This window comes from Gordonia sp. BP-119, assembly GCF_016924115.1.
Classification (GTDB): domain Bacteria; phylum Actinomycetota; class Actinomycetes; order Mycobacteriales; family Mycobacteriaceae; genus Gordonia; species Gordonia hongkongensis.
In genome coordinates, this window is sequence record NZ_JAFFZF010000001.1 from 160,092 (window position 1) to 173,907 (window position 13,816).

The 13,816-nt window shown below is 66.7% G+C and carries 10 protein-coding genes; 5 read left to right on the forward strand and 5 right to left on the reverse strand.

Annotation, left to right across the window (positions count from 1 at the left end):
* Positions 1-9: 9 nt before the first annotated feature.
* Positions 10-1,515 (reverse strand): sigma factor-like helix-turn-helix DNA-binding protein, encoded by a 1,506-nt coding sequence (locus tag JW364_RS00680; RefSeq protein ID WP_058250992.1) that lies wholly within the window; start codon positions 1,513-1,515, stop codon positions 10-12.
* Positions 1,516-1,787: 272 nt separating this feature from the next.
* On the opposite strand from JW364_RS00680, the gene JW364_RS00685 reads away from it, so the two are divergent.
* The 4 genes from JW364_RS00685 (at position 1,788) to JW364_RS00700 (ending at position 7,994) form a co-directional block, all read left to right on the forward strand.
* On the forward strand, positions 1,788-3,254 hold the full coding sequence (locus JW364_RS00685; protein WP_058251137.1) for a class I adenylate-forming enzyme family protein: 1,467 nt from the start codon (positions 1,788-1,790) through the stop codon (positions 3,252-3,254).
* Between the two features lie 140 nt (positions 3,255-3,394).
* Positions 3,395-5,257 (forward strand): DUF3556 domain-containing protein, encoded by a 1,863-nt coding sequence (locus JW364_RS00690; protein WP_058250993.1) that lies wholly within the window; start codon positions 3,395-3,397, stop codon positions 5,255-5,257.
* Positions 5,254-6,675, forward strand: a complete 1,422-nt coding sequence (locus JW364_RS00695; protein ID WP_058250994.1) for an NAD(P)/FAD-dependent oxidoreductase — start codon at positions 5,254-5,256, stop codon at positions 6,673-6,675. Before JW364_RS00690 ends, JW364_RS00695 begins: the two co-directional genes overlap by 4 nt.
* Positions 6,672-7,994 carry a CdaR family transcriptional regulator gene (locus JW364_RS00700; RefSeq protein ID WP_058250995.1) on the forward strand — a complete coding sequence of 441 codons (1,323 nt, stop codon included), beginning with the start codon at positions 6,672-6,674 and terminating at the stop codon, positions 7,992-7,994. The genes JW364_RS00695 and JW364_RS00700 overlap by 4 nt, the downstream gene beginning before the upstream one ends.
* A 21-nt stretch (positions 7,995-8,015) precedes the next feature.
* Here the strand turns inward: JW364_RS00700 and JW364_RS00705 are convergent, their stop codons facing one another.
* From JW364_RS00705 to JW364_RS00715, 3 genes are all read right to left on the reverse strand, one after another.
* The gene (locus JW364_RS00705) at positions 8,016-9,752 is read right to left on the reverse strand and encodes a SulP family inorganic anion transporter (RefSeq protein ID WP_058250996.1); all 1,737 of its coding nucleotides are present in this window, start codon (positions 9,750-9,752) and stop codon (positions 8,016-8,018) included.
* 73 nt (positions 9,753-9,825) lie between these two features.
* Entirely contained in the window at positions 9,826-10,302 is a 477-nt protein-coding gene (locus JW364_RS00710; protein WP_223259071.1) for a hypothetical protein, read from the reverse strand.
* Positions 10,303-10,403: 101 nt separating this feature from the next.
* Positions 10,404-11,000: a TetR/AcrR family transcriptional regulator gene (locus tag JW364_RS00715; protein WP_058250998.1), complete on the reverse strand. Its 597-nt coding sequence runs from the start codon at positions 10,998-11,000 to the stop codon at positions 10,404-10,406.
* A 36-nt stretch (positions 11,001-11,036) separates the two neighbouring features.
* On the opposite strand from JW364_RS00715, the gene JW364_RS00720 reads away from it, so the two are divergent.
* Entirely contained in the window at positions 11,037-11,993 is a 957-nt protein-coding gene (locus JW364_RS00720; protein ID WP_082652888.1) for a DMT family transporter, read from the forward strand.
* A 29-nt stretch (positions 11,994-12,022) separates the two neighbouring features.
* Here the strand turns inward: JW364_RS00720 and JW364_RS00725 are convergent, their stop codons facing one another.
* Positions 12,023-13,807: a DUF3556 domain-containing protein gene (locus JW364_RS00725; protein ID WP_058251000.1), complete on the reverse strand. Its 1,785-nt coding sequence runs from the start codon at positions 13,805-13,807 to the stop codon at positions 12,023-12,025.
* Positions 13,808-13,816 lie beyond the last annotated feature (9 nt).

The window sequence follows — 13,816 nt, forward strand, 5'->3', positions numbered from 1 at the left end:
GCCCGACGCTCAGCGCAGTGTGGCCGCGACCCGGTCCGCGAGGTCGGTCTCGCGACGCCTGCCGAGGAGCTCGACGACGTCGTTGATTCCGGATTGCGTTGGCAACCACAGTGATTCGGCGAGCACCTGGAGGAGTCGGGTTCTGGTGAGCCGGGCCGGCTGCCGCCCGATCCGGGTCAGGATGTCCGCGGCGGACGACGCGGTTGCCTGCTCGGCCCGTCGAACGGTGAAGGTGTGCGGCCCGAAGTCGAGGAACACGGGCGTACCCGGTTCCAGTTCGAGCTCATCGATGAACCGCTTGATCGAGCCGGATCGTGCCTGAACCGATGCCCACGTGAAAGCCTGTGTGCCCAGCGCGGTCTCGAGTGTGACCGGTGAACCGGGGCCGATGCCGAGAAGTCCGGCGAGTGCGCTGGGTATGTTGAAACCCGTTCCGCGACACTGCGCGGGAGTTATCGTCGTCGCCCAATGCACGACGTCGTCTTCGCGGTACAGTCCGCGCGTCCGTCCCGGCGTCCGCCGCGGCCGATGTGGTCGTTCGCGTCGGGTGACGATGCCGTCGCGGATCTGGAATTCGCCGGCACCGGCATACGAACGGATTGTGGCCTCGCTGACGTCGTGACGACCGCGGATCGTCGCGATGACGTCGTCGAGGGGCACGGCCCCGTCGTGGTCGGAGAGAATCGCATCGATCTGCAGATGGACCGGCTCGTATCGTGGAAGGCCCCATTTGGCAAGGCCGTAGCGGGTGCGGTCGGTTCTGACGATACGCACGTCCGAGGCGAGCGCGTTTCGAATACTGTTGTGGGCACGCGGGATCGCCGAAGTCGCGTCGATGATGTCGTCGAAGGTCAACGGCGCGCCGCGGATCGAGAGCGCTGCGACGACGATCTCGCCCGTCGTCGACCGGGCGGCGATCGCGTGGCCGTCGAGTAGTTCGTATCCCGCCCGCAGTAGCCACCGTGCGGCCGAATCTCCGGACAGGCCCAGGTGATCCGCGATGGTGATGACCGAAGCCGCCTCGCCGGGGCGCGCCGCCGCCTCGACCGCCGACTTCGTGAACTCGGCGACCGAGCGCAGGCTGCCCCGGATGATCCAGTTCTCGCTCGTGCGCAGACCCGACGCCGCGGCCACCACCCGCCAGCACGGGGCCTCGACGCCGCCCACCGGAGTCCCGGCGAGCGTCGAGTCGGCCATGAGCGCAGCGGCGTCCGCGACCGGAGCGGCCCGGCGGTTGATCATCGCCGACAGGTCGGCGAGGGCCGGGTCCGCCTCGATCAACGAGCGCAGGCGGTGTCGTGTGGAGCGATCGATCTGGGTGACTCGCTCGCGGGACAACCCGAGAAGGTCGGCGACCTCCGACTGGGTGCGAGGGCTGGCAGCGTAGACGCGCTCGGTCAGCACCCGCCGCTCCTGGTCGGACAGTCCGGCGTCGAAGGCGGCGACCGCGTCGAGCGCGCGTCCGTCGTCCGGCGACCGTCTCGACGGTAAGGGTCCGTTGGCGTGCGCGGTCATGGATGGTGCTTCCTCGGCGGTCGGGTGACGTCGTGCAACGGTGGCCCGCCCAGGGTTCGCCGAACGCTCGCGAGGGCCTGCGCAGAGCACCTCACACGCTACCGGGACCCCGCGCACGCAGAGCTCGACCGGACCGACGACGTCCGGTGTCGGATTGTCCCCCGAGCACAAAGGTCTCGAGGAAGTCTGGCCTCCGCGACCGTTTCGGTTCGGCTCCCGCTTTCATAGTGTTCTGGATCACATCAACCACGACGATCTCGGAGGCAAGCCCGGTGACCAGCACGTACTTCGCATGGGACCTGACCCATCGCGCCGACGCCCCGTGTGTTCGCGATGACGTGGTCGCCCTCGACTACGCCGGATTTGCGCGTCGCGTCGAGGGTGTCGCCGAACAACTGGGCCGTGCTGGCGTTCGACCCGGGGACGTCGTGGCGACCTTTCTGCCCAACCGGATCGAACTGCTGGTCACGTTGATGGCGGCATGGCGGATCGGCGCGGTCGCCACTCCGGTCAACCCGGCATTCACCCCGGAGGAAGCCGAGTACCAGCTGGCGGATTCGGGAGCACGGGTCGTCATCGGGACCCGCGCAGCAGAACTGAGGTCCGACCGTGCCCGGTTCGACGTGGAGGAACTGGCGACGGCGCCGAGCGCGGACTGGCGGGGCTCACTGTCACCGGCCGCCGGCGACGACGCATTGCTGATCTACACCTCCGGCTCCACCGGCAGACCCAAGGGTGTCCGACTGTCGCACGACAATCTGCACTACATGGCGTCGACCATGGTCACGCATTTCGGTCTCACCGCGGCCGACCATGCCCTCCTGGTGCTGCCGCTGTTCCACGTGAACGCCATCTGCGTGAGCTTCCTGGCGCCGATGCTCGCGGGCGGGCAGCTGAGCATCACCGGGAGATTCTCCTCGTCACGGTTCTTCGACGACGTCGCACGGCTCACCCCGACATACTTCTCCGCCGTACCGACCATCTACGCGCTCCTCGTGTCGCAGGACGGTCTGACAGCTGGGGCCACCGGGTCTCTCCGGTTCGCGGTCTGCGGGGCCGCCCCGATCTCGAGAGAACTGCTCGACCGGGTCGAGGGCGCCTTCGGGATACCTGTCGTCGAGGGTTACGGCCTGACCGAGGGCACCTGTGCGTCGGCCTGCAATCCGGTCGTCGGAGTACGCAAACTCGGGACGGTGGGCCCGGCGCTTCCGGGGCAGCGGATCTCCATCGTCGACGAACAGGGCACGGAGGTGCCCACCGGCGAGATCGGTGAAGTCGTCATCAGCGGGCCGAATGTCATGCGCGGCTACCTGAACCGGCCGGAGGCGACCGCGTCGACTGTCATCAACGGCCGGCTGCACTCCGGGGATGTGGGCCGCCTCGACGAGGACGGCTACCTGACCCTGGTGGGCCGCATCAAGGACATGATCATCCGTGGCGGGGAGAACATCTACCCCAAGGAGATCGAGAACGCACTGGCGACGCATCCCGACGTGCTCGAGTGCGCGGTCGTGGGAGCACCGGACGAACTCTACGGCGAGTTGCCCGTCGCGTTCGTCGTCGCCTACCCACACCGTGCGGTCGATGCGGGAAAGCTGGCTGACCACCTCGCCGGACGGCTGGCGAAGATCAAGCAGCCGAGCACAATCCACGTCGTCGACCAACTGCCGCGCAATCCGGTCGGGAAGATCGACAAACCGGCGCTGCGTTCCGGTCTCCACAGTCCGCAGCCCATCTGATCCCCCGATTCGGCCCGATTTCGACGTCCCACGGCGGACGCCGAGCCGATGACCCGCGCGCCGAGACCGGCGATGCCGGTCCCACACCCAACCCACCCACACCTCAACCGACCCATTCACACGACAAGGAGTGCGCACCAATGGGACTCACCCAACCAGACTTTCCCCAAGTGGACCCGGAGACATTCCTCCAGCGGCCGTTCTTCGATCGGATCCGCGTGCTGGGAGCCCACTGGGCCGATCACGGCTTCGGCACGCCGAAGATGGTTCATCTGATCTATCTGATGAAAGTCTTCGTCTTCTACGGCGGTGTCGGGATCGTCCTCGCGACGCTGACGTCCGGACTCAACCCGCTGCACGTGACCGAGTGGTGGAACCAGCCGATCGTCTATCAGAAGCTGGTCTTGTGGACCGTGCTGGTGGAGGTCCTGGGCATCGGAGGGTCGTGGGGGCCGCTGGCCGGACATTTCAAACCGATGACCGGCGGCTTCCTGTACTGGCTGCGGCCACAGACGATCCGGCTTCCACCGTGGCCCGGCAAGGTGCCCTTCACCAAGGGTGACTCCCGCACCGCGTTCGACATCGCGGTCTACGCGCTCATTCTCGCGAATCTTGCTGTCGCGATAGCGCTCCCGGGTATCGCGTCGAACTCGCTTGACTCGGTGGTGGCCGACAACCAGGGATTGGTGAACCCCGTTCTGATGTACCCGCTCATCGCGCTGTTCGTGGTGATCGGCCTGCGGGACAAGGTCATCTTCATCGCGGCTCGCTCCGAGCAGTATCTCCCGGCGATGATCTTCTTCGGCGTCCTCCCGTTCGTCGACATGATCCTGGCGCTCAAACTGCTCATCGTGTCGGTGTGGGTCGGTGCCGGGATCTCCAAGCTGGGACATCATTTCTCGATGGTGATCCCGCCGATGCTGTCGAACACCCCGTGGTTGCCGAGCAAGAAGATCAAGCGGGCGCACTATCGCGACTTCCCCGAGGACATGCGGCCGTCGAAGCTGGCCGGCGGCGTCGGGCACGTCCTGGGCACCATCGTCGAGGTCGTCACCCCGCTGGTCTTGCTGTTCTCGACGAGCAAGTCGCTCACCGTGGCGGCGGTCGTCCTCATGGTGTGCTTCCACTTCTTCATCCTGTCGACGTTCCCACTGGCCGTTCCGCTCGAATGGAACCTGCTCTTCGCGTACGCCTCGGTGTTCCTGTTCCTCGGATTCCCGGCCTGGGACGGTTACGCGCTGACCGACACGTCGATGCCGTGGGCGATGGTGCTGATCGCCGCGGCGCTCTGCTTCTTCCCCGTGCTCGGCAACCTCCGTCCGGACCTGGTCTCGTTCCTCCCGTCGATGCGCCAGTACGCGGGGAACTGGGCGTCGGCCACGTGGGCTTTCGCGCCCGGTGCCGAGGAGAAGCTCGACCAGCACATCGTGCGGCCCGCGAAGAACACCCGCACCCAGCTCCTCGCTTCGTACCCGGCCGAGGTGGCCGATGTCGTGATGCACCAGCTGCTGGCCTGGCGTTCGATGCACAGCCAGGGGCGCGCGCTGTACTCGCTGATGATCCGTCATCTCGGGTCCGATATCGACACCTACACGCTGAGGGAGGCGGAGTTCTCGTGTAACTCGTTGGTGGCCTTCAACTTCGGTGACGGGCATCTCCATGACGAGCGGCTCATCGCGGCGCTGCAGAAGCGGTGCGGCTTCGCGCCGGGCGAGTTCACGGTGGTCTGGATCGAGTCCCAGCCGATTCACCGGGGCACGCAGCGGTTCAAGGTGATCGATGCGGCGCTGGGCGTCATCGAGACCGGGACCTACCGGGTGGTCGACGCGGTGAACGAGCAACCGTGGCTGCCCAACGGGCCCATCCCGTTCCAGGTCGACTGGACTCTCGACGTTGACGCTCGCCGCGCCGTCACCGATCCTGAGGTGGTGCATGAACCGAAGATGCGCTCCGATGACCGCAGCGCGACAACGGTCCGGCTGACCGATCAGGCGCCGCAGTGACCACAGCTGTCGTGGTCGGCGGCGGGCCCAACGGGCTCGCCGCCGCTCTGCACCTGGCGCGCAACGGTGTCGACGTGCAGGTCCTGGAGGCGGCCGAGGTCGTCGGTGGTGGGGCCCGGTCGGGCGAACTGACGGTCCCGGGCGTCATCCACGACCACTGTTCGGCCTTCCATCCGCTGGGCGTGGGATCGCCGTTCTGGGCGGAGGTCGGTCTCGAGCGGTACGGGCTGGCGTGGAAGTGGCCCGACGCCGACTGCGCGCACCCTCTCGATTCCGGCGACGCCGGATTGCTGTTCCGGTCGATCGGTGCCACGGCGGCGGGACTGGGCGCCGACGGATCGCGCTGGCAGGCGATGTTCGGTGATCTGGCCGAGCATTTCGACGATCTCGGCGACGATCTGCTCCGCCCGGTCGTGCACGTGCCCGGTCACCCGATTCGCCTCGCATCGTTCGGCCCGCGAGCCATCCTGCCTGCCACCGTGCTCGCGCGCTGGTTCCGTACCGAGCGTGCCCGTGCGCTGTACGGCGGGATCGCGGCACACCTGTTCTCCCGGTTGGACCGTCCGCTCACCGCGTCACTCGGGCTCATGATCGCAGCGAGCGGGCATCGTTACGGATGGCCGGTGGCCGAGGGCGGTTCGGGAGCGATCACCGCGGCGATCGTCGGCGCACTGCGGGATTCGGGCGGCAAGATCGAGACCGGTGTCCGGGTGAGCTCGCGTGCCGACCTGCCGCGGGCGGACATCACGCTGCTCGACCTGTCCCCGGCGCAGGTGCTCTCGATCTTCGGCGACGAGATGCCGGCTCGAATTCGCCGCTCGTACCGGCGTTATCGAATCGGGTCGTCGGCCTACAAGGTCGACTTCGCGATCGACGGGGACATCCCGTGGTCGAATCCGGACTGCCTGCGCGCCGGGACAGTGCACCTCGGCGGGAGTTTCGCGGAGATCGCCCACACCGAGCGACAGCGCGCGGCCGGTGTGATGGTCCCACGGCCGTTCGTCCTGCTCGGTCAGCAGTACATCGCCGATCCCGGTCGCAGTGCGGGCGGGGTCAATCCGATCTACGCGTACGCGCATGTCCCTCGAGGTTTCGACGGAGATGCCACCGAGCAGATCGTCGCGCAGATCGAGAGATTCGCACCGGGATTCCGTGATCGGATCGTGGCGACGGTCAGCACGGGTACCGAACAGCTCCACTCGTCGAACGCCAACTTCGCGGGTGGGGACATCATCGGCGGAGCGAACGACGGCCTGCAGATGGTCCTGCGACCCCGTGCCGCGCTCGATCCGTACGCGATCGGCGTACCGGGCGTGTACATCTGCTCTCAAGCGAGTCCACCCGGTGCCGGTATCCACGGGTTGTGCGGATACCACGCCGCCGAGTCGGCGTTGCGGTACGCACGGTCGCGACGATGACCGCGTCGCGACCGTCGCGTGCGCTGTGGACGGCGGGGGACGCCGCGCGCGACCGGTTGGCCGGAGTGCCCGCGGCGGCCGGGTCCGAGCTGCTCGAGCAGGCGGCCATGATCGCGAAGACTCTGCACGAGAACGTGTCCGACATCGTCACCGAGTTGAGCGCCATGATGGCCCGGGAGATCGATCAGCTCGACACCGATCCCAAGCTCGTGGAGTTGCTCGAGGCGAGCGTGCACGGCAACGTCTCGACGATCATCCACGTCCTGGCGAACGACATTCCGATCGAACACCTGCAACCGACCACCGCCGCAGTGGAATACGCGCTGCGTCTGGCGCAACGGGACGTGCCGTCGAACTCGCTCGTGCGGGCCTACCATCTCGGGCAGAACAGCGTGATGCGTGAATGTTACCGACTGGTCGAGGATCTCGACCTCGACGCCGGACAGTCGATGGCGTTGACCCGGCACATCTCCGATGTGTTGTCCGGATACATCGACTGGATCTCCCTGTACGTGTTCGAGGCGTACGAAGACGAACGCCGACGGTGGCTCGGCGTCGAGGGCAACGTGCAATCAGCGGCCATCCACTCGTTCCTCGACGGCGCCGAATCCGATGAGCGGGCCTTCGAGTCCGAGACCGGTTACGCGCTCGACCGCAGGCACCTCGCGCTCATCCTGTGGTCATTCGACGACGAACCCCGCGAACTGGTCGCGCTCACCCACGCGGCCCGCGAACTCGGTACCCGGGTGGGCGGAGGCTCCCCGCCGATCGTCACCGCGATCGACCGGTCGACGGTCTGGGCCTGGATTCCACTGGTCGGACGGGACGTCACCGACGGTTCGTCGGTGACCGCGGTGCGCTCGACCGTGCCGGCGGGAATCCGAGTCGCGGTGGGCCTTCCCGCATCCGGGGCACGGGGTTTCCGGAGAACCCACGAGCAGGCACTCGCCGCCTACTCGGTGGCGACCATGCCGGGTGGTGCGGCGAGTCGGGTGATCGGATTCGGCGACCGAGGTGTGGCCGTGGTGTCCCTGCTGGCGCAGGACCTCGAGTCGACGCGGGCGTGGGTCCACGAGGTCCTCGGCGGACTCGCCGAGGACTCCCCGAACGCGAACATGCTGCGGGAGACGCTGTCGGTGTATTTCGCCACCAAGGAAAGCCACCTCCACACCGCTGAACGGCTCAACCTCCACCGCAACACGGTGAAGTATCGCGTCGGCAAGGCGCTCGCCGAGGTCCCGGCGGACCGCGACCGCCTGGATCTCGCTCTGGCGCTGACGGTGTGTGAATTCCTCGGGCCGGTGATCTTCGCGCACTGAGGGGCGTCCGATGTCGCGGTGTCAGATCCCGTCGTTCGACTTCTGGACGTCTCGGCGGGGTTGCCCGGTGATCTCGTCGATCTTCGCGCCGGTAGTGGGCGCGAAATGCGTGTCGTCGAACCGGGGTCTGCCGTCGACGCGCAGGTCATAGCGTCGGAGAATGTCTCGCACCGGGTCCTTCATCTCCGCGAAGACAAGGGTGATGCCGTGGCTACGGAGATAGTCGTCCAGTTCGACGAGTTCGTCGACGGCGGTGGCGTCGATGTCGACGATGGGTTCGGCGGCGATGATCACGGTGTGGAGCTCTCGCCCCGCTGTTCTCGCCTCGCGGACTTTGCCTCGGACGTAGTCGTCGAACATGCCGCCGTTGGCGAAGAACAACGGGGCGTCGAATCGGATGATGAGCACACCGTCGATGCGTTCGGCCTCGGGATGGCGGGTCACATCGTGGTAGCCGCGCAGTCCCGGAACCCGCCCCAACTCCGTCCGGTACGGTCGCCACGCGAGATTCACGAAGGCGATGAACGACAGGCCGATCGCAACCAGGATGCCTTGCAGGACACCGATCAGCGCGACACCGAGGAACGCGGCGATCGACAGCGCACCCTCGACCCAGTTTGCGCGGAACAGCGCCACCACGCCGGAGATGTCGATCAGCGAGATGGCCGCGGCGATCACGACGGCGGCCAGCGCTGCTGACGGAAGGTAGGCGGTGACTCCCGGTGCGACGAAGATGAACACGACGATCAGAAGCGCCCCGACGACCGCGGCGAGTTGGGATTTGGCGCCGGCCTGTTCGGCCACCGGGGTGCGGGAGGACGACGCCGAGATCGCGAAGCCGCTCAGGAAGCCGGTGGCGATGTTCGCGGTGCCGATGGCCGCCATCTCCTGGCTGCCGTTGACCTGGTCACCCGCACGCGCGGCGAATGTTCGCGACAGCACGCTGGTGTCCGCGAACGCGATCAGCGCGATACCGACGGCCGGGCCGATCAGGCTGATGACGTCGTCGAGGGTCACGCCTTCCAGGGACGGCGACGGGAATCCGCGGGGCATCGCTCCGACGACCGGCAGGTCATCGGACCAGCCGAAGACCGCGACCGCGATGATCGAGGCCACCACCGCGACCAGAACTCCGGGAATCGCTTTGCGCCAGAACTTGAGTGCGAAGATCAGGACCAGGCACGACACCCCGATGACCGTCGGCAGCAGCTCGGCCTCGCCGGACGTGACGCCCCGGACGATGTCGATCGCCTCCTGGAGGACCGAATCGCCATCGACGCTGAAGCCCAACAGTTTCGGCAACTGGCTGAGCACCACGACCAGTGCGATCCCGTTGAGGTAGCCGATGCGGATCGGTTTGGACAGCAGGTCGGTGACGAAGCCGAGCCGGAGGAGGCCGCCGATCAGGAGGACCAGACCGACCTCGATGGCGAGCACGCCGGCCAAGGCGATGCGCTCGGCGTCGAACGCGGCGAGCGGAATGATCGACGCCGCGATGATCGGGGCGAGCGACGAGTCGGGCCCGAGGACCAAGATGCGGGACGGTCCGACGACGGCGTAGACGAGCAGCGGTATGACCGTCGCGTAGAGACCGGTGACCGGCGGCAACCCGGCGACTTCGGCGTACCCCATGCCGGCGGGAATGAGCAACGCCGTCAGGACGATCCCGGCGACGATGTCACCCTTCAGCCACGACCGCTCGTAGCTGCGGAGCACTCCCAATCCGGGCAGGAATCGTGAGACCGTTTCCGGTTGCATCAGGCGATTATGAGCCGTGGCGGCGGTTTCGGCTTCTCTTTGCCCAGTAGTTGTCGTGCCGTGTGCGATCGTGTCAGGCGGTTACCGACCGGGAGGCGGTTCGCGGGTCCGTTGCCCGCGTCGGGATCACGGGCGACAGGGCCAGGGCGATGGTGCCGGTGACCGTGAGATGCGCGGGGGCCTCGGCGTACAGGGTGCGACGATGCCGGGACAGGTCGACGACGGTGATGTCGAGCATGGTCGCACCCGCCAGATGAGTCCCCGGGAAAGCGACATCGAGCAACGCGGAGTGGAGTGGGAGGGCGGCGTCGACGTAGACGACGACGCGGCCGTGGGCGACGACTGCAGACGTGATCCGGGTGACCAGCGTCGGGTACCACACCCCGGTCGGGCACAGGGATTGGCAGACGGGCCCGCCGTCGGCGTCGAGGTAGAACGCGACCTTGCGGTGCAGCGATTCTGCGCGGAGGGACAGGTCGCCGGCGACGACGTCCGGTCCGACGGTGCGTAACGGTGTTCCCCACGTCGCGGTGTCGAACGATCTGGTCACGGTGACGCCTTTCAGAGAGGGCAGTATGTCGAACAAGGTCACCGCATCAGATCTACTCCGCATCATGTTGCTGCGGAACGCATCCGGGCGCTAAGAGTTCGTCAATTCGACTGCTGGCCGTCGAAGATCTCGAGTGCGAAGTCGCGAGCCGCGTCGAGGGCTCCCGGCTCGACCCCCATCCCGGCGGTCACCAGCGCGCCCTCGTGGAGGATGAACAGTCGCTGTGCCAATGTGCGCGAGTTGGGCGCGCCGGCCTTCGTCGCGATCGAGGCGAAGAGGTCCCGTAGCTCGTGTTTCTGGCCGACGATGATCGAGAACGCGGGATGCCCGGGATCGCTGATCTCGGCGTGCGCGTTGATCATCGCGCACCCTTTGTGACCGCGGTCCTCCGACCAGTCCCGCGTGGCGTCGAAGATCGCGGCGAGTTGTGCGCTCGGCGACGCATCGGCGGCGTCCAGGCGGGACCGGAGGAACTCTTGCCAGGCGGCGTTGCGGGCACGCAGATACTCGACGACCAGTTGCTCCTTGGAGCCGAAGCGGTCGTAGAGCGTGCGTTTCGTGACGCCCGCGGCTGCCGCGATGGAGTCGACACCGACCGCGTGGATGCCGTGTTCGTAGAACAGTGCCGAGGCCGCGTCGAGGATGAGTCGGGCCTTGGGTGTCCACTCCACGGTCGAGAGTGTGGTCTCGGCAGTCACATGACAAAGACTACACCGATCGGTAAGGTCGGCTGCATGCAAACTTCACAGATCGGTATACCTGCGCGATGGGTGACAGTTGTCATGTCGGCGGTGTTCGTCGTCTGTTGGTCGTCGGGTTTCATCGGCGCGAATCTGGGCGCGGGTGAGGCGCCGGTGCTCACGGTCCTCATGTGGCGATTCCTGGTGGTCGCGGTCGTACTCGGGGCCGCGGTGTACTTCCGGTGGCGTCGGCGTGGCCTCGCGCCGATGTCCGGGCGAGCGGTCGGTTCCCAGGTCGTCATCGGTGCGCTCTCGCAAGCCGGCTACACGGTCACGGTGTACTGGGCGATCGCTCTCGGCGTCAGCACCGGGACGACCGCACTCATCGACGGTGTCCAACCGCTCGTCGTCGCCGCACTGGCAGGTCCGTTGCTCGGGGCGGTCACCCACCGACGACAGTGGTGGGGTCTGCTCGTCGGCGCGGCCGGGGTTGTACTGGTCACCTGGTCGGACGCGACGTCATCCGCGGACGCGCCGTGGTGGGCGTATCTCGTCCCGCTGCTCGGTATGGCCGCGCTGGTTGCCGCCACCTTCCTCGAACGACGCGTCGTCGACCCGCCGTCACCCATGATCATCCTGGCGATCCACTGCGGCGTCTCCGCGGTGATCTTCACCGCGGCAGGCCTTCTCGCGGGGGTGGCGGTGCCGCCGGCCGACCGCACCTTCTGGCTGGCGATCGCCTGGCTGTCGATCCTGTCGACGCTCGGCGGTTACGGGCTGTACTGGATACTTCTACGACGGTCCGGCGTCACCTCGGTGAACACGCTGATGTTCCTGATGCCGCCCGTCACCGCGGTGTGGGGCACCGCGATGTACGGCGAATACTTCGGCTGGGCAACGGCTCTCGGGCTTGCCATGGCCGGTGGCGCCACCTGGGTCGTGAATCGGGCGGAGTCGTCGACCAAGGTGCGTGACCGGCGCCGGGCTGCTGAAGCTGTGGGGGCATTGTGATCCGCCTGGCGGACCCAATCGCCCCGATCTTATTCGGTGGGATCTGCCCGGCCGTCGTCGGCGCGCCAGGTCACCGTGACGGGAACCTGGTCGTCCCACGGCTGTCGCGTGACCAGGTCGGCAACGCGTACGTATCCGCGTTCGAACTCGCCGACGGCCGGGTCGACGAGGCGGTACTCCTGCGTCTGTCGGTGGATCGGTTGCGCGTCGAGCAGTACGATCCGGACCTCCCCGGGCTCGAAATGACAACGCCGCTGCAAGGATTCGATGAGCTGCTCGTTGGAGAGATGGCCGTCGCCGAAGTTCCAGCCCATCGCCGTGCTGCAGATTCGTTCGCCGTCGGTCAGTACATACTCCGACTCCGCGACGCCGTTCTCATCCGGCCCGCTCGCTCCGCTCCCGGCGCCGGCCATCGCCCGGTGCGCCAACGTGAACAACGCCCGACCGTGACTGTTGAACGACCGGAACGCATACCCCATGTAGAGAGGGATCTGGGCCGCTTCGGGACTTCCGTAGAAGCGTTCGAGTTGCGCGGCCGGCATCGACGCGATGGCGACGATGCCCTGTTCGATTTTCGCCGACGCGGACGGCTTGATGCACCACAAGCCGGTGTCCCAGTTCCCGGCGTAGTAGCGCATGCCGGGCAGGAACGAGACCTTGCGCGGCATCAGGTTCCCGATGATCACCGTTGCGGCGGAGGCCGCGAAAAGCAGTAGTGGCCAGGCTGATTGGAGGTCGGCGAGTCCGATGTCGGGGTGCCCCACGAAGATCGCCAGGATGCCGAACATCATGAAGACGTTCCACTCCAGCGGGACGCCCATCGGGATCGACGACAGGATGCCGAAATGGAAGATCAGCATGATCGTCGCCGCCACCGCGGTCACCCACCCGCCGTGGGAGAAGAACAGGACGAGCGGCACGAGTCCTTCGACCGCAGTGGAGAAGTGCGCGATCCATCGTGATCGACGGCCCGGCCGCAGGTCGTCGGGAAAGCTCTCGAAGAACTTCCGTTTGATCTTCGGGGAACGCCAGATCGGGTTGTTGGACATCATCGTCGCGATGACGAACGGAAAGTGTTTGTTCAGCTTCGACGTCGCTGCCCCGAGCCAGATGCAGACGAAGACCAGCTTCGCGGCGATGATCATGTCGACCCCGCTGAAGAGGAACGCCACGGTGAACGCGCCGTAGACCTCACCGCGCGCCGCGAGGAAGACGGTCTTGTCACGCAGACCGATCGCCGCGAGCACACCCAGGACGGCCCAGATCTGCCAGCTGGGGAGGACGCCGACGGTCGTGTCCAGCTCCGGGATCGCGCCGCTACCCGGACTGAACAGCGCTATGACCAGCAAGGCGAGCAGGGCGCCATAGAGGATGACGTCGACCGGGTTACGGGAATCACCGGCAGTCAACGGGATCCGCGGCCATGGTGGCTGCCGGATCGTCTTCGGACGTAGCCAGTAGAGGATCGAACCCAGCGGCGGGAAGAACCGGTTGTTCAGCGGACCGAACCCGCATCCCAGACCGACGACCTCGAACAGCATCGTGTAGAGCACGACCTTCTGGAAGACGATCGGCTCGTTGTACCAGTCGGTGACGTCGAAGAAGCCGTCGATCCCGGGTGTGCTGATCACGACGACCCAGCCGACAAGGACGTAGAGGAGGATCTTGCCGACGTAGAACAGGTGCAGCGCCACCGGTGTCCCGAACCCGACCTCGGCCCAGTGCCGCGCCATCGGCTTGATCTTCTCCGCGCGCGTGCCCTGACTCCAGGTCGGGAAGTCGATCTCTGGCGTGGTCTGCTTCAGGAATCCCATCGACGAGAA